Origin of the sequence: Pseudomonas sp. SCB32 (genome assembly GCF_009189165.1) — a bacterium.
Classification (GTDB): Bacteria; Pseudomonadota; Gammaproteobacteria; order Pseudomonadales; family Pseudomonadaceae; genus Pseudomonas.
In genome coordinates this window covers 4,722,717-4,743,375 of record NZ_CP045118.1, presented here as the reverse complement: position 1 = coordinate 4,743,375, position 20,659 = coordinate 4,722,717, and the positions used below count along the sequence as shown (strand labels likewise).

Here is a 20,659-nt window from a genome sequence, read left to right as displayed (position 1 = left end):
CGTCGGCACAACTGCGTTAAAAACAGGCGAGGCCTGCTCATTTACAGCCCGCAAACTCCGCGTCCTCGCCCGTTTGTGCCTTGTTCGGCTCTAGCTCGCTAGATCGTGAACAGGCTCTTTCACACCCATGAAAAAGGCGCCTTCAGGCGCCTTTTTCATGGGTGTGTCCGGTCAGGGACGGATCTCGATCAGCGTGCCGTCCTTCACCAGGCTCCAGACTTCGCGCAAGTCGGAATTGGTCATGGCGATGCAGCCGTTGGTCCAGTCCAGGGTGGAGAAGTACCACTCGGGGTATTCGTCATCCAGCGGGGTGCCGTGGATCATGATCATGCCGCCCGGCGACAGGTTCTTCTCCCGCGCCTTGGCCACATCGCGCGCATTGGGGTAGGAGATGTGCATGGAGAGGTTGTACTTGTCACTGGTCTTGCGCCAGTCGATCCAGTAGAAGCCTTCCGGCGTACGGTTGTCGCCTTCGGCGAGCTTCGGTCCCTGCGGGCGCTTGCCCAGGGAGACGCGATAGCTCTTGAGAATCTTGCCGTTGCTCATCAGCTGCAGCTTGCGCTCCGACTTGAGCACGAGAATCTTGTCGATATGACCGTCGAGCGTAGGCGTCGCACTGGCGTTCGAGAACGCTGCGAAGGTTAGACAAAGGACGGCAATCAGCCAGCGCATTGAAACGTATTCCCCAATGATCCTAATGCCTTAGAGGCGGTGTACAGGTCTTTTAGTTCTTTTTCTGTGCCAGCATCGGTGCGATGGCTTCGTTGCGTACCGGGAAGCTCCGCTTGAGCCGGTCGGCAAAGTAGCATTCTAAGGTACGGCCCACGGTGGGGAAAGCCAGCTCACCCCACGGGATGTCGGATTCTTCGAACAGTTGCACTTCCAGGCTTTCCTCCCCGGCGCTGAAGTTGAGGTCCGTCAGCTCCGCGCGGAAGAACATGTACACCTGGCTGATGTGCGGCAGGTCGAAGAGGGTATAGAGCTGCAGGTCGCGGACGCGGGCGCAGGCCTCTTCGAGGGTTTCCCGGGCGGCGGCCTGCTCCAGGGTCTCGCCGTTTTCCATGAAACCGGCCGGCAGGGTCCAGAAGCCCAGGCGTGGCTGGATGGCGCGACGGCACAGGAGGATGCGTCCTTCCCACACCGGCAGGCAGCCGGCGACGATCCGGGGGTTCTGGTAATGCACGGTGTGGCACTGGTCGCAGACATAGCGCGGGCGGTTGTCGCCGCTGGGGATGCGCAGGCTCACGGGAGCGCCGCACTGACTGCAGAATTTCATGCCGGTTCCTTGTTCGAATGTGCGTTCATCTTGCGCGTTGCGCCTGGCACGCAGCAAGGGGCGGGGCTTGGGCAGTTCGGTCTTTCGTGCCATGATTCTTCAATTAAAAGAATCGGCCCTTTCCCGCAGGATGTTCGGCATGCTGGACCAGCTGCGCCAACGCATACAGGCGCACACGCCTCTCGACATCGAAACGGATCGCAGCTTCCCGGAAGCGGCGGTCCTGCTCCCCATCACTCCCCGGGAAGAACTCGTGCTCACGCTGCGTGCGACGGGTTTGTCGACCCATAGTGGCGAAGTGGCGTTCCCGGGTGGACGGCGCGATCCCGAGGATGTCGACCTGATCCATACCGCCCTGCGCGAGGCGGAGGAGGAGATCGCCCTGCCGCCGGGGCTGGTGGAAGTGGTCGGGCCGCTGAGCACCTTGCTGTCCCGTCACGGTATCCTGGTCAAGCCATTCGTCGGCTTCGTGCCCGATTTCGTCGAGTACCGCCCCAACGATGGCGAGATCGCCGAAGTCTTCAAGGTGCCGCTGGAGTTCTTCCGCGGCGACCCGCGGGAAACCACCCATCGCATCGACTATTTCGGCCGCAGCTGGTACGTCCCCAGCTACCTCTACGAGGGCTACAAGATCTGGGGGCTGTCGGCGATCATGCTGGTCGAACTGGTCAACCTGCTGTACGACGCGCGCATCGACCTGCACCAACCGCCCGCAAAGTTCATCAAGTTGAGCTGATTCCCATAAAGAGCAGAATCAGCGGCCCCCGCCTGAGGAGAAACCCATGAAGTACCGCCTGGGCTCGTCCCGAGTCGAAACCCATCCGGAAAGCTGGATCGCCCCGAACGCCACGGTGATCGGCAAGGTTCGCCTGGAGGCTGGCGCCAGCGTGTGGTTCAACGCCGTGCTGCGGGGCGACAACGAGCTGATCCACATCGGCGAGAACAGCAACGTCCAGGACGGCACCGTGATCCACACCGACATGGGCTTCCCCCTGACCCTGGGCAAGGGCGTGACCATCGGCCACAACGCCATGTTGCATGGCTGCCAGGTGGGCGACTACAGCCTGATCGGCATCAACGCGGTGGTCCTCAATGGGGCGAAGATCGGCAAGTACTGCATCATCGGCGCCAACGCGCTGATCCCCGAGGGCAAGGAGATTCCCGACGGTTCACTGGTGATGGGCTCGCCCGGCAAGGTGGTGCGCGAGCTGACCGAGGCGCAGAAGAAGATCCTCGAAGCCAGCGCCGCCCATTACGTGCACAACGCCCAGCGCTACGCCCGCGAGCTGGCCGAGCAGGAAGAGTGAGCGTCGAGCGTCCCGTGGCCTCGCCCTGCGTGCATGTCTGCGCGCTGGATGACGCCGACATCTGTCTGGGCTGCCAGCGCAGCGCCGACGAAATTACCCGCTGGGGGCGCATGGACAACGCCGAGCGCCGCGAAGTGCTCCTGCGCTGCGAAGAGCGCGCCCGCCAACAGGGTGTACTGATCTAGCGCGCCCCCGAATTTTTCATTTCCCGAGGTTCACGCAATGCCCCGTATTGGAACTCCCCTGTCGCCGAGCGCGACCCGCGTACTGCTCTGTGGCTCCGGCGAGCTGGGCAAGGAAGTGGCGATCGAGCTGCAGCGTCTGGGCTGCGAAGTCATCGCCGTCGACCGCTACGCAAACGCGCCGGCCATGCAGGTCGCCCACCGCAGCCACGTAATCAGCATGCTCGATGGCGCGGCCCTGCGCGCGGTGATCGAGCAGGAGAAGCCGCACTACATCGTGCCGGAGATCGAAGCCATCGCCACCGCGACCCTGGTCGAGCTGGAGAACGAAGGCTACACCGTCATCCCCACCGCCCGTGCCGCGCAGCTGACCATGAACCGCGAGGGCATCCGTCGTCTGGCCGCCGAAGAGCTGGGCCTGCCGACCTCGCCCTATCACTTCGCCGACACCTACGAGGCTTACGCCGCTGGTGTCGCCGCCGTGGGCTATCCGTGCGTGGTGAAGCCGATCATGAGCTCCTCGGGCAAGGGCCAGAGCGTGCTGAAGTCCGACGCCGACCTGAAGACCGCCTGGGACTATGCCCAGGAGGGTGGTCGCGCCGGCAAGGGCCGGGTGATCGTCGAGGGCTTCATCGACTTCGACTACGAGATCACCCTGCTGACCGTCCGTCACATCGGTGGCACCACCTTCTGCGCGCCCATCGGCCACCGCCAGGTGAAGGGCGACTACCACGAGTCGTGGCAGCCCCAGGCCATGAGCCCGAAGGCGCTGGCCGAGTCCGAGCGCGTGGCCAAGGCGGTCACCGAGGCACTGGGCGGTCGCGGCCTGTTCGGCGTGGAGCTGTTCGTGAAGGGCGACCAGGTATGGTTCAGTGAGGTGTCGCCGCGTCCGCACGACACCGGCCTGGTGACCCTGATCTCCCAGGATCTTTCCGAGTTTGCCCTGCATGCCCGCGCCATCCTCGGCCTGCCGATTCCGGTGATCCGCCAGTTGGGCGATTCGGCTTCAGCGGTGATCCTGGTTGAGGGCAAGTCCGACAAGGTGGCCTTCGCCAACCTCGGTGCCGCCCTGAGCGAGCCGGATACCGCGCTGCGCCTGTTCGGCAAGCCGGAAGTGGAAGGTCAGCGTCGCATGGGTGTGGCACTGGCGCGCGACGAGTCCATCGATGCCGCCCGCGCCAAGGCCACCCGTTCGGCCCAGGCGGTCAACGTCGAGCTGTGAGCCGCTGGGCGGGGTTGATGTGGTGGGCGGCGGCCTTGCCGCTGCTGCCGCTGGCCCTGCCCATGGCCGTGCGCACCCGACGCACGGCCATGCGCCTGGCTCCTGCCGCTGGCGTCTGCGAAGGCGTCGCGGGGGTGGAGTGTTCCGGCGAACCTTTTCGTCTGTTGCTGCTGGGTGAATCCACCGTCGCTGGTGTCGGTGCATCCTGCCTGGACTTCGCGCTGGCCGGTCGACTGGCTTCAGCGCTGTCCGGTCGTCTCCAGCGTCCCGTTGCCTGGCGTGCCGTTGGCGAGAACGGGATTACCGCCAGCGAGGCTTGCGAGCGCTTGCTGCCAATGGCGGCGGATCAGGATTACGACCTGGTGGTGCTGGTCTTCGGCGTCAATGACACCACTCATTTCAGTTCCAGCCAGCGTTGGCTGGGCTCCCTGCAACAGCTGATCGAGCATTTCCGGGGGCGTGGCGCGCGGGTCGTGTGTACAGCGGTACCGCCGTTGCAGCATTTCACCGCGCTGCCCTGGTTATTGCGACAACTGCTGGGCTGGCGCGCGACCTTGCTGGATCGTCAGCTCAGCGCTCTGGCGCTGGCGCAGGACGCCGGTTACTGCGAAGTCAGCCTGGAAATGCGGCCGCAGTTCCTCGCCATCGACGGCTATCACCCGTCGGCGCTGGGCTATCAGGTCTGGGGCGAGCACCTGGCACAGTGGCTGGTGCAGTCGTAGGGCGCTTTGGGGCCAGGCCCGGAGCGTTCCGAGGCAGGGGAAGTCGGCGGATAGCGTCGAACGTTATTCGCCCTATGTCCCTGCTCGACCAGGATTGAATTTGTAGGATCAACTGCTTTTTGGGCTCCCGCGTTCGCGGGAGTGACGGTGTCATGCACTGCTCTCCGCACTCGTCATCCCCGCGAGCGCGGGGACGCAGAGGCAGTGCAGGAGCGGACCCTGCCTGCGATAAACCGACAAGGCCGGCGTGGGCTTCAGTGGATAGAGTTCAGATCGTTCTCGCGTGTCTCCCGCAGGCACAGCACGGCCAAAAGGCTGAGCGCGGCTGCCACCGAGACATAGCCACCCACCCAGCTCAACCCACCCATGCCTACCAGCTTCTGCGCGATGTACGGCGCCACCGAGGCGCCGAGGATGCCGCCGAGGTTGTACGCCGCCGATGCGCCGGTATAGCGCACGTGAGTCGGGAACAGCTCCGGCAGCAGCGCGCCCATCGGAGCGAAGGTTACGCCCATCAGGAACAGCTCCAGTGCCAGGAAGATAGCCACCTCGACCGAGGAGCCCTGGCTCAGCAGCGGCTGCATGGTGAAGCCGGAAATGATCGCGGCGATGCAGCCGACGATCAGTACCGGGCGGCGCCCGAAACGGTCGCTCAGCCAGGCGGAGAGCGGCGTGGCGGCGGCCATGAAGAGCACGGCAAAGCACAGCAGGCCGAGGAACTGCTCGCGGCTGTAGCCCAGGCTGGTCACCCCGTAGCTCAGCGAGAACACCGTGGAGATATAGAAGAGGGCGTAGCACACCACCATTGCCAGGGCGCCGAGCAGGGTCGGTCGCCAGTGCCTGGCGAAGAGTTCGGCGATGGGGAGGCTTGCGCGCTCATGACGCGCCATGGCCTTGGCAAATACCGGGGTTTCCACCAGCTTCAGGCGCACGTACAGGCCGACGATCACCAGCAGGGCGCTGAGGATGAACGGAATCCGCCAGCCCCAGGCGCGGAATTGTTCTTCGCTGAGCAGCATCGCCAGGCAGAGGAACAGGCCGTTGGCGGCGAGGAAGCCGATCGATGGGCCCATCTGCGGGAACATGCCGAACCACGCGCGGCGGCCCTTGGGCGCGTTCTCGGTGGCCAGCAGCGCGGCGCCGCCCCATTCGCCACCCAGCCCCAGGCCCTGGCCGAAGCGCAGCACGCAGAGCAGGATGGGCGCCCAGGCGCCGATGCTGTCGTAGCCCGGCAGCAGGCCGATCAGGGTGGTGGACACGCCCATCAATAGCAGCGAAGCCACCAGGGTCGATTTGCGTCCGATGCGGTCGCCGAAATGACCGAACAGCGCCGAACCCAGCGGGCGGGCGAGGAAGGCGATGCCGAAGGTGAGGAAGGCGCTCAGGGCCTGGGCGGTGCCGGACGTCTGCGGGAAGAACACCGGGCCGATCACCAGTGCGGCGGCGGTGGCGTAGACGTAGAAGTCGTAGAACTCGATAGCGGTGCCGATGAAGCTGGCCACCGCGACGCGGGTGGTGGAATTGGTCTGTTCGGCCGGCTGTCCGGCGTCGAGGGTGGTGCTGGTCATGCGGGTCGGTCCCTGGCAGTCCTGCTCGGCAGACGACTCTGCGGTCGTGTCCGGCTTCATGGGAGGCATCGCCGTGGCGCGAGACGCAAAGCGCGGCCCGGTGTCGGGGCAGGGGAGGCGCGGCTCGCGGCGGGTCGGGGCGAGGCCGGCTGCTTCGCAAGGCAACGACGCGGGGTCGAGGCTCGGCGGGCGTGCGGGTGACTGGCCAGCGGGGCGGCGCGGATAGCGGGCGCGGCTGGCGGGAGGCTGGGTAAGCCGTCCGGATTATAGGGGCGGGTGGGGCCGCTCAGGCAAGCTCGTCGCGGTGTGGCAAGGGGGGCGTGGGAATGCCGGGTTGCCAGACGCGCACGCTCTTCACGCGGTTTTCCCCGGACTGGAGGATCTCCAGGCGGTAACGGCCGATCTTCAGGCACACCGCGCAGTCGGGAATCTGCTCCAGGGCTTCGGTGACCAGGCCGTTGAGGGTCTTGGGGCCGTCGCTGGGCAGTTGCCAGCCCAGGGCGCGGTTGAGGTCGCGCAGGTTGGCCGAGCCGTCGATCACGTAGGTGCCGTCGGCCTGCGGGTGGATGTCAGGGTTGCGCAAGGCATCCTGGTTGCTGAACTCGCCGACGATCTCTTCGAGGATGTCTTCCAGGGTGATGATGCCGATCACCTCGCCGTACTCGTCGACGACGATGCCGATGCGCCGCTTCTGCTTCTGGAAGTTGATCAGTTGGGTCGACAGCGGCGTGCTTTCGGGCACGAAGTAGGGCTCCAGGCAGGCTGCCTTGAGGCTTTCCTTGGTCAACTGGTTGTGCGTCAGCAGGCGGGCGATCTGGCGCATGTGCACCACGCCCTCGACCTGGTTGATGTCGTTGCGGAACACCGGCAGGCGGGTGTGGGTGGTGTTGCGCAGCTGGCTGATGATGGTTTCCAGCTCGTCGTCCAGGTCGATGCCCTGGACTTCGTTGCGCGGCACCATCAGGTCGTTCACGGTGATCTTTTCCAGGTCGAGGATGCTCAGCAGCATGTTCTGCCGGTTGGCGGTGAGCTTCTCGCTGGACTCGGTGACCACGCTTTTCAGTTCCTCGCTGCTTAGCGGTTTGCTGACGCGCTGGGTCGGGTCGAGGCCGCAGGCCCGCAGCAGCAGGTTGCTGACTCCGGTCATCAGCCACAGCAGCGGGCTGAACAGCTTCTGCAGCCACAGCAGGGGCAGGCTGGCGGGGAAGGCGACGTTTTCGGGGCGCAGCGTGGCGTAGGTCTTGGGGGTGATCTCGCCGAAGATCAACAACACCAGGGTCAGGATGATGGTGGTCGGCGCGACGGCGGCCTCGCCCCACAGGCGCAAGGCCAGCAGCGTCGCCAGGGCGGAGGCGATGATATTGACGAAGTTGTTGCCGATCAGGATGGTGCCCAACAGCCGGTCGGTGCGCAGCAGCAGCCAGCTGGTGCGCCGCGCGCCTCGGTTGCCCTGCTTGGACAGGTGGCGCAGGCGATAGCGGTCGAGGCTGAGGACGCCGGTCTCGACGCTGGAGAAGAACGCGGAACACAGCAGCAGGAAGACCAGCAGGCCGATCATGTAGCCGGGGTGGATGTCGCCCATGCGTCGGGTTCCTTCGGCGTTTCGCGGCAGTGCGATACCGCCGCCAGCGTCAGATGTGCAGGATGAATTCCTTGACCAGCTTGCTGCCGAAATAGGCCAGCATCAACAGGCAGAAGCCCGCCAGGGTCCAGCGAATTGCCTTGTGGCCACGCCAGCCGAGCTGGTGGCGGCCCCACAGCAGTACGGCGAACACCACCCAGGCGAAGCAGGACAGGATGGTCTTGTGCGCCAGGTGCTGGGCGAACAGGTTGTCGACGAACAGCCAGCCGGAGATCAGCGACAGCGAGAGCAGCGACCAACCGCCCCAGAGGAAGCCGAACAGCAGGCTTTCCATGGTCTGCAGCGGCGGGAAGTTGCGGATCAGTCCCGACGGATGCTTGTGCTTGAGCTGGTGATCCTGCACCAGCAACAGCAGCGCCTGGACCACGGCGATGGTCAGCAGGCCGTAGGCCAGGATCGACAGCAGGATGTGTGCGAGGATGCCCGGCTGTTCGTTGATCGGCTCGATGGTGCCGTGGGGCACGAATGCCGCCAGCAGGGAGGTCAGGGCTCCGAGTGGATAAAGCACGATCAGCAGGTTGTGCACGGGGATGCGCAGGCAGGCCAGCAGTGTCAGCGCGATGATCTCGGCGGAAATCAGGCTGGCGGCGTTGAAGAAGTCCAGCACCAGGCCGCCGGGCGTCAGCAGTTCCTGGCTCAGGCTGAAGGCCTGGCAGAGCAGGGCGACCAGGCCCAGCAGGAGGAGCAGCGGTTTCTGCGGCGGGGTGCGGCGGGCCAGGCTAGCGCTCTGGTAGACGGTAGTGCCGATATAAAGGACGGCGGCGATCAGGCTGGGCAGCAGAGGTTGCATAAGTCCTTGGAACAGTCCTTGGTAGGGGGACCCGAAAGGCCGTGAGTGTGGCACAGAACGGCCGGGTCTAGAAAGCCGCTGAGAACAGTTCGCTTCTGGCCTGGGCGCGGTCCGTCACAGAGGGATCATCGGCGGTGTTGGCGCTGGCCGCACTTCGCTATAATCGCCGGCTTGCTGACAAGCCAAACCCTGACCCGACCGGGTCTGATTAGGAACGCGCATGTTCGAAAACCTTACAGATCGCCTCTCGCAAACGCTGCGCCACGTCACTGGCAAGGCCAAGCTGACCGAGGACAACATCAAGGACACGCTCCGCGAAGTGCGGATGGCCCTGCTGGAGGCCGACGTGGCCCTGCCGGTGGTCAAGGACTTCGTCGCCAAGATCAAGGATCGCGCGGTCGGCACCGAAGTCTCCAAGAGCCTGACCCCGGGCCAGGCCTTCGTGAAGATCGTCCAGGCCGAACTGGTCGAGCTGATGGGCGCGGCCAACGAGGACCTCGACCTCAACGCCGCTCCCCCGGCGGTCATCCTGATGGCCGGCCTGCAGGGCGCGGGCAAGACCACCACCGCCGGCAAGCTGGCGCGCTTCCTTAAAGAGCGCAAGAAGAAGTCCGTGCTGCTGGTGTCCGCCGACGTCTACCGCCCGGCGGCGATCAAGCAACTGGAAACCCTGGCCAACGACCTGGAAGTGACCTTCTTCCCGTCCGATACCAGCCAGAAGCCGGTAGCCATCGCCGAAGCCGCGATCCGTGAAGCCAAACTGAAGTTCATCGACGTGGTGATCGTCGATACCGCAGGTCGTCTGCACATCGACGCCGACATGATGGAGGAGATCAAGCAGGTCCACGCGGCGATCAAGCCGGTGGAAACCCTGTTCGTGGTCGACGCCATGACAGGCCAGGACGCCGCCAATACCGCCAAGGCCTTCAACGACGCGCTGCCGCTTACCGGCGTGGTGCTGACCAAGGTCGATGGCGACGCCCGTGGCGGTGCCGCGCTGTCCGTGCGCGCCATCACCGGCAAGCCGATCAAGTTCCTCGGCATGGGCGAGAAGAGCGAAGCGCTCGATCCGTTCCACCCCGACCGCGTGGCCTCGCGCATCCTCGGCATGGGCGACGTGCTCAGCCTGATCGAGCAGGCCGAGCAGAACATGGATCGCGAGAAGGCCGAAAAGCTCGCGAAGAAGATCAAGAAGGGCAAAGGCTTCGATCTCGAAGACTTCCGTGACCAGCTGCAGCAGATGAAGAACATGGGCGGCCTGGGCAGCCTGATGGACAAGCTGCCGATGCTCGGTGGCGTCAACCTGTCGCAGATGGGCAATGCGCAGAACGCGGCGGAAAAGCAGTTCAAGCAGATGGAGGCGATCATCAACTCCATGACCCCGGCCGAGCGCCGCGACCCGGAAGTGATCAGTGGCTCGCGCAAGCGCCGCATCGCCCTGGGTTCCGGTACCCAGGTGCAGGACGTCGGCCGACTCATCAAGCAGCACAAGCAGATGCAGAAGGTGATGAAGAAGGTCACCGCCAAGGGTGGCATGGCGAAGATGATGCGCGGCATGGGCAGCATGTTCCCCGGCGGCATGCCCAAGATGTGACCCCAGACGGCTCGCCACCCGGCGGGCCGGACGCGCTGCGGCTTGCGGCGCTGGGCTTTAGCTCATAGAATATGCGGCCTTTCGGGCTATGTGCCCGAGGGCTGCATTTCTTTTTTGCAAGCAAACCATAGGAACAACGTACGCATGGTAACCATTCGTCTGGCTCGTGGCGGCTCCAAGAAGCGCCCGTTCTACCACCTGACCGTGACCAACAGCCGCAACGCTCGCGACGGCCGTTTTGTTGAGCGCGTCGGTTTCTTCAACCCCGTTGCAACTGGTGCCGAGGTCAAGGTCTCGATCAACCAGGAGCGTCTGAACTACTGGCTGAGCCAAGGCGCTCAACCGTCTGAGCGTGTTGCTCAGCTGATCAAGGACGCCGCCAAGGCTGCCTGAGATCGATGAACACGAATACTGCTCCCGCCGAGGAGATGGTTGTTCTCGGCAAGATCGTATCGGTGCACGGTATTCGTGGTGAGGTGAAGGTGTATTCCTTTACCGATCCGTTGGACAACCTGCTGGACTATCGCCGCTGGACGCTCAAGCGTGGCAACGAGGTTCGACAGGCTGAGCTGGTTCAAGGTCGCGTGCAGGGCAATGTCCTGGTCGCGAAGCTGAAGGGACTGGATGATCGCGAGATCGCCCGCACCTTCGCTGAATTCGAAATCCTGGTTCCGCGCAGCGAGCTGCCGGTGCTGGACGATGGCGAGTTCTACTGGAGCCAGTTGGAAGGTCTCAAGGTGATCGACCAGAACGGGCAACTGTTCGGGATTCTCGACCACATGCTGGAGACCGGCGCCAACGATGTGATGGTAGTCAAGCCCTGCGCAGGCAGCCTGGACGACCGTGAACGCCTGCTTCCGTATACGGAACAGTGCGTGCAAGCGGTGGACCTGGAAGCCGGCGAGATGCGGGTGGACTGGGACGCGGACTTCTAACCCATGTGGATTGGAGTCATTAGCATCTTTCCAGAGATGTTTCGCGCCATCAGCGACTATGGCATCACGAGTCGCGCGGTCAAGCAGGAGCTGATTCAGCTTCAGTGCTTCAACCCGCGAAGCAACACCGAGGACCGTCACCAGACGGTGGACGACAGGCCTTTCGGCGGTGGTCCCGGCATGGTGATGAAAATCAAGCCGCTCGAAGGCGCACTGGGCGATGCCCGGCAAGCCGCAGGCGGACCGGCGAAGGTGATCTACCTCTCGCCGCAAGGTCGCAAGCTCACGCAGGCGGCCGTGAAAGAACTGGCGAACGAGGAACGACTGATCCTGATCGCCGGGCGTTACGAAGGCATCGACGAGCGCTTCATTGAAGAGCATGTCGATGAGGAATGGTCAGTTGGCGATTATGTCCTGTCCGGGGGTGAGCTTCCGGCCATGGTGCTGATTGACGCGGTCACGCGATTGTTGCCCGGTGCACTGGGCCACGTGGACTCCGCCGAGGAGGACTCCTTCACGGACGGCCTGCTCGACTGTCCGCACTACACCCGACCTGAGGTGTACGCAGACAAGCGTGTTCCTGAGGTGCTGCTCAGCGGCAACCACGAACACATCCGGCGCTGGCGTTTGCAGCAGTCCTTAGGCAGGACCTGGGAACGACGTGCCGATCTTCTGGATTGCCGCTCGCTTTCTGGAGAAGAGAAGAAGCTGCTGGAGGAATACATCCGCCAGCGGAACGATAGTTAACGTATCGATGGCAAGCGCGAGCGCTTGTCTTAGGAGCACTGAAATGACCAACAAGATCATTCAGCAGATCGAAGCTGAACAGATGAACAAAGAGATTCCGGCGTTCGCCCCCGGCGACACCGTAATCGTCCAAGTTAAAGTGAAGGAAGGCGACCGTCAGCGTCTGCAGGCCTTCGAAGGCGTTGTCATCGGCAAGCGCAACCGCGGCCTGAACAGCGCGTTCACCGTTCGCAAGATCTCCAACGGTGTAGGTGTAGAGCGTACCTTCCAGACCTACAGCCCGCTGGTAGACAGCGTTTCCGTCAAGCGTCGCGGCGACGTGCGCAAGGCCAAGCTGTACTACCTCCGCGAACTGTCCGGAAAGGCAGCGCGCATCAAGGAAAAACTGGTTTAATTCACCAGTCCTTCCCGAAAAAAGCAGCCCACGGGCTGCTTTTTTCTTGCCCGGCGTTTGCCGGCGGGCCGCTTCGGCCCTTCTTCCATCTGCCCCCGGCAGCGCACGACAAGCACAACACCCGCAGCACCGGCAGCCACCCTCAATGCATCAGGTAGCAGTGGCATGAGCCCCAGAGAGCAAGAAATCCTCCGTCGCACGACGCTTTCGGAGACCCGCGTGACCAAGGCGATCTTCCCGCCCACCACCAATCACCACAACACCCTGTTCGGCGGCACCGCGCTGGCCTGGATGGACGAAGTCTCGTTCATCGCCGCGACCCGGTTCTGCCGTCTGCCGCTGGTGACCGTGTCCACCGACCGCATCGACTTCAAGCACCCGATTCCCGCCGGTTCCATTGTCGAGCTGATCGGCCGGGTAGTGAAGGTTGGCAACACCAGCCTCAAGGTCGAGGTGGAGGTGTTCGTCGAGAGCATGTCGGCCGATGGCCGCGAGAAGGCCATCCACGGCCTGTTCAGCTTTGTCGCCATCGACGATGAGAAGCGCCCGGTGCCGGTCCTGCCTGGCTTCCAGGCCTGAAGCGCAAGAAGGCGCCCAAAGGCGCCTTCTTTCATGGCGGATCGGGCTCAGTGGCGCAGGCTGATCTTCAGCGAAGCCTGGGACAGGTCGATGTTCTGCAGGCTGAGGCTACCCATGCTCTGGGTTTTCGGCGCGCCGGCAACACGGATGTTATCGAAGCGAACTTCGCCGATGGAGCTGGGCAGGCGCACGTTGATCGAGCCATCGGCATTGAGGGTCGAGGAGGCGTGCTGGGTGTCGTACTGCACATCGCGCATGGACGTTTCGGCGTCCAGGCTGTCCACCACCGGCAGCACCAGCCGCGCGAGCTGCTTGACGGTACCGACGCCGTCACCGCCTTCCGCGCTGACCAGCAGGCTCTGCAGCGTGTCATCGAATCCCTGGGCGTTGATGTCGCTCATCTCGTGGTCGCTGAGAGGCTTAAGGCCCTGGGGGGACTCATGGCGGGTAATGCTGGTCGGGGCCTGGCGCTGCACGTCCGCACTGGCCAGCTGGAACGGGCTGAGCAGTGCCGCGAGAAGCGTCGCCGCCAGGCGCACGTTGTTCTGCTTCTTCAGCGCGCGCCCGAGCTGGCGATCGCTGATCCAACCCTGCTGGATCAGAGTTTCGCCCAGACGCAGGCCGTTGGTGAGCTGGAGTTGGATGGCCTGGTCCAGCTGTTGGGAGGTGATCAGTCCCTTGCTGACCAGGATCTGACCGAGGCGGGAATTCTGTTGACTGGGCATGGCGGTAAGCTTCATTTGCGCAATGATGGCGTGGTGCAATCATTGTCTTCCACACGGATTCTGTCACCCACCTAAAGATAGGCAGACGTGGCCGATTGTCAGGTTGTTGCAGCTTGCGCTGCTTCGATTGTACCCACGGCATTTTCCGGGGCTTCTTCCACCAGCGCGATCAGCGTCCAGCCGGTGCCGGGCGCCAGTGGCCGGTCGGGGCTGGCAATATGCAGGCGACCGTTCGGGTCCCGGGCGAACAGCGGCAGCGCGCGGCTGCCATGCTGCGCCTGGTATTGCTCCCAGCCGAAGTTGGCGCTGAGCAGCGTCGAGCGCACTTCCGCGCCGCGCGCGATCAGTCCGGCCATCTGTGGGTAAGTGACGGATGTCTGGCCCAGTGGGTGCCCACGGTGACGGTCGCTGACACGATGCTTCTCGCTGCGGCGGCCGTCCTGGCTGCTGGGCAGGATGAAGCGCTGCCAGGGGCTGAACTCGTGGCGGAAGCTCATGCACATCAGGGCGTTCAGCTCGGCGTTGGGCGACAGCGCCAGCAGGTGCCCGAGGCCGATCAGATCCAGGTGCGCCTCGGCATGTTGCGAGGCGGGATTGCCGAAGTAGGTCGGCAGGTTCTCCATGCGCGCGGCGCGGGTGTTCTCCCAGCTGGAGTCGGTGAGCAGCACCTTCACCCCGGCGTTCTGCAGGCCGACGCCGATGGCTCGCGCAACGGGGTTGGCGCCGATGATCAGGAAGCCCGTGGGGACCGGTTCGGCGACCTTCAGCAGCCGGGCCAGCGGGCGCGCGGTGGCGCTCTGCAGGACCACGGTGCCGATGATCACCAGGAAGGTCAGGGGCACCAGCACCCCGGCCTGGGCATGGCCGGCTTCAATCAGGCGAATGGCGAAGATCGCCGAGACTGCCGCAGCGACGATGCCACGCGGAGCGATCCAGCTCAGCAACGCGCGTTCGCGCCAGCTCAGCGAGGAGCCGGCGGTGGAAATCATCACGCTCAATGGGCGGGCGACGAACTGGATCAGCGCCAGCACCAGCAATGCCACCGGGCCCAGGCCGAGCAGCGCAGCCAGGTCCAGGCGCGCGGCGAGCAGCACGAACAGTCCGGAGATCAGCAGTACGCTGAGGTTCTCCTTGAAGTGCAGGATGTGCCGTACATCGACGCCCTGCATATTGGCCAGGCGCAGCCCCATTACGGTCACGGCGAGCAGCCCCGACTCCGACATCACGGTGTTCGACAGCACGAAGACGCCCAGGACCACGGACAGCGATGCCAGGTTGTGCAGGTAGTCGGGCAGCCAGTGGCGGCGCAGGGCCACCCCGAGCGCCTGGCCGCCTGCCAGGCCGAAGGCGATGCCGCAGCCGACCACGCTGAAGAAGGTCGTCAGGCTCTGTGTCCAGCCCTGGCCGTTGCCGCTGGCGGCGATGAAGGTGTAGACCACAACTGCCAGCAGGGCGCCGACCGGGTCGATGACGATGCCTTCCCAGCGCAGGATGTTGGCGATGGTCGCGTTCGGACGCACCACTCGCAGCATCGGCACGATTACCGTGGGGCCTGTGACCAGGGTGAGGGTGCCGAACAGCAGCGCCATTTCCCAGGTGAAATCCAGCAGGTAGTGGGTCGACACGGCGATCACGCCCCAGGTGACGAGCGCGCCGATACTGACCAGGCGGCGCACGACGGTGCCAATCTCCTTCCATTCGTCCAGGTGCAGGGTCAGGCTTCCCTCGAACAGGACCAGTGCCACCGCCAGCGACACCAGCGGGAACAGCAGCGGGCCGAACAGGTGCTCCGGCGTCAGCAGGTGCAGGACGGGGCCGACCAGGATGCCGCTCAGCAATAGGAACAGGATCGCCGGCAGGCGCAGGCGCCAGGCCAGCCACTGGCTGATGAGGGCGGCGATGCCGATGCCAGCGAAGGCGTAATAAGTGCTGTGTTCGTCCATGCGGGGCGGAGTCCTTGCGCGGTTGACGGTGGAGTTGCGGGGGGCGGCTGTGGAAGACTAGACCCACGCTCTCTCTATCGATATAGCCTGACATGATGCCGGTTCCACATTCACTGATCGATCGTTTCCTAGATGCCCTCTGGCTGGAAAAAGGCCTCTCCGACAACACTCGCAGCGCCTACGGCAGCGACCTCGCATTGTTCAACGGCTGGCTCGACGAGCGCGGGGTAGTGCTGGAGGCGGCGGGGCGCGAGGTGATCCTCGAACACCTCGCCTGGCGCCTGAACGAGGGCTACAAGGCACGCTCCACCGCTCGCTTCCTCTCGGGGGTGCGGGGTTTCTACCGCTACTGCCTGCGCGAAGGAGTCATCGGCGAGGACCCGACACTACTGATCGAACTGCCGCAGCTGGGCAAGCCGTTGCCCAAGTCGCTCTCCGAAGCCGATGTCGAAGCACTGCTGGCAGCGCCTGAGACCGACGACCCGCTCGGCCTGCGCGATCGCACCATGCTCGAAGTGCTCTACGCCTGTGGGCTGCGGGTCAGCGAACTGGTCGGGCTGACCCTGGAACAGGTCAACCTGCGCCAGGGCGTGGTGCGCGTCATGGGCAAGGGCAGCAAGGAGCGTCTCGTACCGCTGGGCGAGGAAGCCATCCTGTGGATCGAACGCTATCTGCGGGAAGCACGTGCGGACCTGCTGAGCGGACGGCCCAGCGATGTGCTGTTCCCCAGCCTGCGCGGCGAGCAGATGACCCGCCAGACTTTCTGGCATCGCATCAAGCTGCACGCGAAAGTTGCCTGCATCGGCAAGAGCCTGTCGCCGCACACCCTGCGCCATGCGTTCGCCACTCATCTGCTCAATCACGGCGCCGATCTGCGGGTGGTGCAGATGCTGCTGGGGCATAGCGATCTTTCTACCACCCAGATCTATACCCATATTGCCCGAGCGCGTCTGCAGGACCTCCATGCCCAGCACCATCCGCGTGGGTGAGCGGGGGCTCTAGCAACGCATGCGTTGCCCCGCGAACGGCCGGCCACGGATGGCCGGGCTGGGGCTGAACTTGGGCAGGCTGTACCGACAGGGATGTCTACACCTTGTTCGATCTTTGCGATTCAGTCGTATGAAGTACCGCTACGCCGAAGCTTCCTGCTACAGCCTTTGGCTCGGCCTCATCGGTACGGTGTGATAGTCTTCGCCGACTGACATCAGGAGTTTTCCATGCGTTTGTCCCGACTTCTGGCTGCCGCGGCCCTTGGCCTCGCCAGCACCTTCGTCCTGGCCGCCGAGCCGGACCAGGCCATCCGTGCCACCCTGCAGTCCCTGCAGCCTGACCTGCCCATCGAGAACATCTCCAAGGGGCCCCTGGAGGGCATCTACCAGGTGCAGCTCAAGGGCGGCCGTGTGCTCTACGCCAGCGCCGACGGCCAGTTTGTCGTGCAGGGCAACATCTACCAGGTGAAGGACGGCAAGCCGACCAACCTGACCGAGAAGGCCGAGAGCGCCGGCGTGGCCAAGACCATCAACGCTATCGCCGCCCAGGACATGGTGGTGTTCCCGGCCAAGGGCGAGACCAAGGCGCACATCACCGTCTTCACCGACACCACCTGCCCGTACTGCCAGAAGCTGCACGCCGAAGTGCCGGAACTGCAGAAGCGCGGCATCGAAGTGCGCTACCTGGCCTTCCCGCGCCAGGGTCCGAACTCGCCGGGCGATGCCCAGCTGCAGGCCGTGTGGTGCTCCAAGGACCGCCAGGCGGCCATGAGCGACATGTTCCACGAGAAGGAAGTGAAGGCCGCCAAGTGCGAAAACCCGGTGGATGCGCAGTTCGCCCTGGGCCAGATGGTCGGTGTGCAGGGCACCCCGGCGATCATCCTGGCCGACGGCACCATGCTGCCGGGCTACCAGCCGGCCGGCCAGATCGCCAAGCTGGCCCTGGAAGCCAAGTAAGCCGCGGGCTGCGCTTTGATTGACTAATAAAGAGCCGCTTCGTAATGTGCGGTTCCTTTCGACAATGAACCGGGCGCAGGTCCGGTTCGATCCTGGTGCCTGGCCACCGTGCCCGCTTCGTTGCGGGTACGCTGCGTCAGGCACTTTGCTGCTGTAATCATGGGGAGTTTCAGCGTGAATCCGGTGAAAGTGGGAATCTGTGGGTTGGGGACCGTCGGTGGCGGTACCTTCAATGTACTCAAACGCAACGCCGAGGAGATTGCCCGCCGTGCCGGGCGTGGTATCGAGGTTGCGCAGATTGCCGCCCGTCGCCCCAATCCGAAGTGTGAAACCGGCAGTACCCCCATTACTGCCGACATCTTCGACGTGGCGAACAACCCGGAAATCGACGTGGTCATCGAGCTGATCGGTGGCTACACCCTGGCCCACGAGCTGGTGCTCAAGGCCATCGAAAACGGCAAGCACGTGGTCACCGCCAACAAGGCGCTGATCGCCGTGCACGGCAACGAGATCTTCGCCAAGGCCCGCGAGAAGGGCGTCATCGTCGCCTTCGAAGCCGCGGTGGCCGGCGGCATCCCGGTGATCAAGGCGATCCGCGAGGGCCTGGCCGCCAACCGCATCAACTGGCTGGCCGGCATCATCAACGGCACCGGCAACTTCATCCTCACCGAGATGCGCGAGAAAGGCCGCGCCTTCGCTGACGTGCTGAAGGAAGCCCAGGCGTTGGGTTATGCCGAAGCCGATCCGACCTTCGACGTCGAAGGCATCGACGCCGCGCACAAGCTGACCATCCTGGCGTCCATCGCCTTCGGCATCCCGCTGCAGTTCGACAAGGCCTACACCGAAGGCATCACCCAGTTGACCACCGCTGACGTGAACTACGCCGAAGCCCTGGGCTACCGCATCAAGCACCTGGGCGTCGCCCGCCGTACCGACAGCGGTATCGAGCTGCGCGTGCACCCGACCCTGATCCCGGCCGACCGCCTGATCGCCAACGTGAACGGCGTGATGAACGCAGTCATGGTCAACGGCGATGCCGCCGGTTCCACGCTGTTCTACGGCGCGGGCGCCGGCATGGAGCCCACCGCTTCCTCGGTGGTCGCCGACCTGGTGGACGTGGTTCGCGCCATGACCGCCGACCCGGAGAACCGCGTGCCGCACCTGGCCTTCCAGCCGGACTCGCTCTCCGATCACCCGATCCTGCCGATCGACGCCTGCGAAAGCGCCTACTACCTGCGCATCCAGGCCAAGGACCATCCGGGCGTACTGGCCCAGGTGGCGACCATCCTCTCCGAGCGCGGCATCAACATCGAATCGATCATGCAGATGGAAGTCGAAGAGCATGATGGTCTGGTGCCGATGATCCTGGTTACCCACCGCGTGCTCGAGTCCCGCATCATCGAAGCCATCGCCGCGCTGGAAGCGCTGGATGACGTCGTCGGCAATGTCGTACGCATCCGCGTCGAACAACTGAACTGAATCGATCGCGGCGGCGCTTGAGCGCCGCCGCCAACCCGAAGGTTTCACACCATGCGTTACATCAGTACCCGCGGCCAGGCGCCCGCGCTGAACTTCGAAGACGTGCTGCTGGCTGGCCTGGCCAGCGACGGCGGCCTCTACGTTCCGGAAAACCTGCCGCGCTTCACCGTCGAAGAGATCGCCTCCTGGGCCGGCCTGCCGTACCACGAGCTGGCCTTCCGCGTGATGCGCCCGTTCGTTGCCGGCAGCATCTCCGACGCCGACTTCAAGAAGATCCTCGAAGAGACCTACGGTGTCTTCGCCCACAACGCCGTGGCGCCGCTGCGCCAGCTCAACGGCAACGAGTGGGTGCTGGAGCTGTTCCACGGCCCGACCCTGGCCTTCAAGGACTTCGCCCTGCAGCTGCTCGGCCGCCTGCTCGACCACGTGCTGACCAAGCGCGGCGAGCGCGTGGTAATCATGGGCGCCACCTCCGGCGACACCGGCTCGGCCGCCATCGAAGGCTGCAAGGCCTGCGAGAACGTCGACATCTTCATCATGCACCCGCACAACCGTGTGTCCGAGGTGCAGCGCCGTCAGATGACCACCATCCTCGGCGAGAACATCCACAACATCGCCATCGAAGGCAACTTCGACGACTGCCAGGAAATGGTCAAGGCCAGCTTCGCCGACCAGGGCTTCCTGAAAGGCACCCGTCTGGTGGCGGTGAACTCGATCAACTGGGCGCGGATCATGGCCCAGATCGTCTACTACTTCCACGCCGCCCTGCAGCTCGGCGCACCGGCCCGCTCCGTGGCCTTCTCGGTGCCCACCGGCAACTTCGGCGACATCTTCGCCGGGTACCTGGCGCGCAACATGGGCCTGCCGGTCAGCCAGCTGATCGTCGCGACCAACCGCAACGACATCCTGCACCGCTTCATGTCCGGCAACCGCTACGACAAGGACACCCTGCACGCGTCGCTGTCGCCGTCCATGGACATCATGGTCTCGTCCAACTTCGAACGCCTGCTGTTCGACCTGCACGGCCGCAACGGCAAGACCGTCGCCGAGCTGATGGACAACTTCAAGGCCACCGGCAAGCTGGCCGTCGAGGATGACCGCTGGACCGAAGCCCGTCGCCTGTTCGACTCCCTGGCGGTGAACGACGAAGAGACCTGCGAGACCATCGCCCAGGTCTACGCCGAGTGTGGCGAACTGCTGGACCCGCACACCGCCATCGGCGTGCGCGCCGCTCGTGAATGCCGCCGCAGCCTGGCCGTGCCCATGGTGACCCTGGGTACCGCGCATCCGGTCAAGTTCCCGGAAGCGGTGGAGAAGGCTGGCATCGAGGCTGTTCCGGCACTGCCGGCGCACCTGGCCGACCTGTTCCAGCGCAAAGAGCGTTGCACCGTTCTGGCGAACGAACTGGCCAAGGTCCAGGCCTTCGTCAGCGCCCACGGCAACCGTGGCAAGCCGCTCTGATCAGTGACTGATCGATGAAAAAGCCCGCCTTCATGACGGGCTTTTTCATGGGCGACTGTTGCCGTTTTATGGACCAACGGTACTAAGCAGGACGAACTTAATCGCCAACGGTGAGGTCTTCTCTTCAAGTTTTTTCATTTCGCAACA

The 20,659-nt window shown here is 64.3% G+C and carries 22 protein-coding genes; 15 read left to right on the top strand and 7 right to left on the bottom strand.

The genetic code is table 11. From position 1 onward, the window contains the following. Positions 1-171: 171 nt before the first annotated feature. Together GA645_RS21615 and GA645_RS21610 are read right to left on the bottom strand one after the other, a co-directional pair. Entirely contained in the window at positions 172-672 is a 501-nt protein-coding gene (locus GA645_RS21615; RefSeq protein WP_152225285.1) for a murein L,D-transpeptidase family protein, read from the bottom strand. A 52-nt stretch (positions 673-724) separates the two neighbouring features. Continuing rightward, positions 725-1,276, bottom strand: a complete 552-nt coding sequence (locus GA645_RS21610) for an NUDIX hydrolase (protein WP_152225283.1) — start codon at positions 1,274-1,276, stop codon at positions 725-727. A gap of 139 nt (positions 1,277-1,415) precedes the next feature. On the opposite strand from GA645_RS21610, the gene GA645_RS21605 reads away from it, so the two are divergent. Genes GA645_RS21605 through GA645_RS21585 form a run of 5 tightly spaced genes read left to right on the top strand, consistent with a single transcriptional unit; the run spans position 1,416 to position 4,709 of the window. Beyond that, on the top strand, positions 1,416-2,012 hold the full coding sequence (locus tag GA645_RS21605) for a CoA pyrophosphatase (RefSeq protein ID WP_372239770.1): 597 nt from the start codon (positions 1,416-1,418) through the stop codon (positions 2,010-2,012). 46 nt (positions 2,013-2,058) lie between these two features. Continuing rightward, positions 2,059-2,583 carry a gamma carbonic anhydrase family protein gene (locus GA645_RS21600; RefSeq protein ID WP_152225281.1) on the top strand — a complete coding sequence of 175 codons (525 nt, stop codon included), beginning with the start codon at positions 2,059-2,061 and terminating at the stop codon, positions 2,581-2,583. Further along, a complete protein-coding gene (locus GA645_RS21595; RefSeq protein ID WP_152225279.1) occupies positions 2,580-2,768 on the top strand; it encodes a DUF1289 domain-containing protein in 189 nt (62 codons plus the stop codon). Before GA645_RS21600 ends, GA645_RS21595 begins: the two co-directional genes overlap by 4 nt. A gap of 37 nt (positions 2,769-2,805) precedes the next feature. After that, a complete protein-coding gene (gene purT, locus GA645_RS21590) occupies positions 2,806-3,987 on the top strand; it encodes a formate-dependent phosphoribosylglycinamide formyltransferase (RefSeq protein WP_152225277.1) in 1,182 nt (393 codons plus the stop codon). Further along, on the top strand, positions 3,984-4,709 hold the full coding sequence (locus GA645_RS21585) for an SGNH/GDSL hydrolase family protein (RefSeq protein WP_178119587.1): 726 nt from the start codon (positions 3,984-3,986) through the stop codon (positions 4,707-4,709). The genes purT and GA645_RS21585 overlap by 4 nt, the downstream gene beginning before the upstream one ends. Positions 4,710-4,963: 254 nt before the next feature. On the opposite strand, the gene GA645_RS21580 is transcribed toward GA645_RS21585, so the two are convergent. The 3 genes from GA645_RS21580 to GA645_RS21570 all read right to left on the bottom strand — a co-directional run bounded on the left by GA645_RS21580 (position 4,964) and on the right by GA645_RS21570 (position 8,709). Beyond that, positions 4,964-6,277, bottom strand: coding sequence for an MFS transporter (locus GA645_RS21580; RefSeq protein ID WP_152228229.1), 1,314 nt, complete (start codon positions 6,275-6,277; stop codon positions 4,964-4,966). A gap of 286 nt (positions 6,278-6,563) precedes the next feature. Beyond that, positions 6,564-7,859 carry an HlyC/CorC family transporter gene (locus GA645_RS21575; protein WP_152225275.1) on the bottom strand — a complete coding sequence of 432 codons (1,296 nt, stop codon included), beginning with the start codon at positions 7,857-7,859 and terminating at the stop codon, positions 6,564-6,566. A gap of 49 nt (positions 7,860-7,908) precedes the next feature. Next, on the bottom strand, positions 7,909-8,709 hold the full coding sequence (locus GA645_RS21570) for an inner membrane protein YpjD (RefSeq protein WP_152225273.1): 801 nt from the start codon (positions 8,707-8,709) through the stop codon (positions 7,909-7,911). A 220-nt stretch (positions 8,710-8,929) separates the two neighbouring features. Here GA645_RS21570 and ffh point away from each other — a divergent pair, with 220 nt between their 5' ends. From ffh to GA645_RS21540, 6 genes are all read left to right on the top strand, one after another. Beyond that, positions 8,930-10,303: a signal recognition particle protein gene (gene ffh / locus GA645_RS21565; RefSeq protein WP_152225271.1), complete on the top strand. Its 1,374-nt coding sequence runs from the start codon at positions 8,930-8,932 to the stop codon at positions 10,301-10,303. Between the two features lie 144 nt (positions 10,304-10,447). Further along, the gene (gene rpsP, locus GA645_RS21560) at positions 10,448-10,696 is read left to right on the top strand and encodes a 30S ribosomal protein S16 (RefSeq protein WP_152225269.1); all 249 of its coding nucleotides are present in this window, start codon (positions 10,448-10,450) and stop codon (positions 10,694-10,696) included. 5 nt (positions 10,697-10,701) lie between these two features. Then, positions 10,702-11,238: a ribosome maturation factor RimM gene (gene rimM, locus GA645_RS21555; RefSeq protein ID WP_152225267.1), complete on the top strand. Its 537-nt coding sequence runs from the start codon at positions 10,702-10,704 to the stop codon at positions 11,236-11,238. A gap of 3 nt (positions 11,239-11,241) precedes the next feature. Then, positions 11,242-11,985 carry a tRNA (guanosine(37)-N1)-methyltransferase TrmD gene (gene trmD / locus GA645_RS21550; protein WP_152225264.1) on the top strand — a complete coding sequence of 248 codons (744 nt, stop codon included), beginning with the start codon at positions 11,242-11,244 and terminating at the stop codon, positions 11,983-11,985. 43 nt (positions 11,986-12,028) lie between these two features. Then, complete coding sequence (rplS, locus tag GA645_RS21545; protein WP_009616363.1) at positions 12,029-12,379, top strand: 50S ribosomal protein L19; 351 nt, start codon at positions 12,029-12,031, stop codon at positions 12,377-12,379. A gap of 165 nt (positions 12,380-12,544) precedes the next feature. Then, positions 12,545-12,958: an acyl-CoA thioesterase gene (locus GA645_RS21540; RefSeq protein ID WP_152225263.1), complete on the top strand. Its 414-nt coding sequence runs from the start codon at positions 12,545-12,547 to the stop codon at positions 12,956-12,958. 47 nt (positions 12,959-13,005) lie between these two features. On the opposite strand, the gene GA645_RS21535 is transcribed toward GA645_RS21540, so the two are convergent. Together GA645_RS21535 and GA645_RS21530 are read right to left on the bottom strand one after the other, a co-directional pair. Beyond that, entirely contained in the window at positions 13,006-13,683 is a 678-nt protein-coding gene (locus tag GA645_RS21535) for a hypothetical protein (protein ID WP_152225261.1), read from the bottom strand. A 98-nt stretch (positions 13,684-13,781) separates the two neighbouring features. Beyond that, on the bottom strand, positions 13,782-15,626 hold the full coding sequence (locus GA645_RS21530) for a sodium:proton antiporter (RefSeq protein ID WP_152225259.1): 1,845 nt from the start codon (positions 15,624-15,626) through the stop codon (positions 13,782-13,784). Positions 15,627-15,718: 92 nt separating this feature from the next. On the opposite strand from GA645_RS21530, the gene xerD reads away from it, so the two are divergent. The 4 genes from xerD (at position 15,719) to thrC (ending at position 20,512) form a co-directional block, all read left to right on the top strand. Next, the gene (gene xerD, locus GA645_RS21525; RefSeq protein WP_152225257.1) at positions 15,719-16,615 is read left to right on the top strand and encodes a site-specific tyrosine recombinase XerD; all 897 of its coding nucleotides are present in this window, start codon (positions 15,719-15,721) and stop codon (positions 16,613-16,615) included. A gap of 228 nt (positions 16,616-16,843) precedes the next feature. Beyond that, on the top strand, positions 16,844-17,572 hold the full coding sequence (locus tag GA645_RS21520) for a disulfide isomerase DsbC N-terminal domain-containing protein (protein WP_152225256.1): 729 nt from the start codon (positions 16,844-16,846) through the stop codon (positions 17,570-17,572). 174 nt (positions 17,573-17,746) lie between these two features. Beyond that, the gene (locus tag GA645_RS21515; protein ID WP_152225254.1) at positions 17,747-19,051 is read left to right on the top strand and encodes a homoserine dehydrogenase; all 1,305 of its coding nucleotides are present in this window, start codon (positions 17,747-17,749) and stop codon (positions 19,049-19,051) included. Between the two features lie 51 nt (positions 19,052-19,102). Continuing rightward, complete coding sequence (thrC, locus tag GA645_RS21510) at positions 19,103-20,512, top strand: threonine synthase (RefSeq protein WP_152225251.1); 1,410 nt, start codon at positions 19,103-19,105, stop codon at positions 20,510-20,512. Positions 20,513-20,659 lie beyond the last annotated feature (147 nt).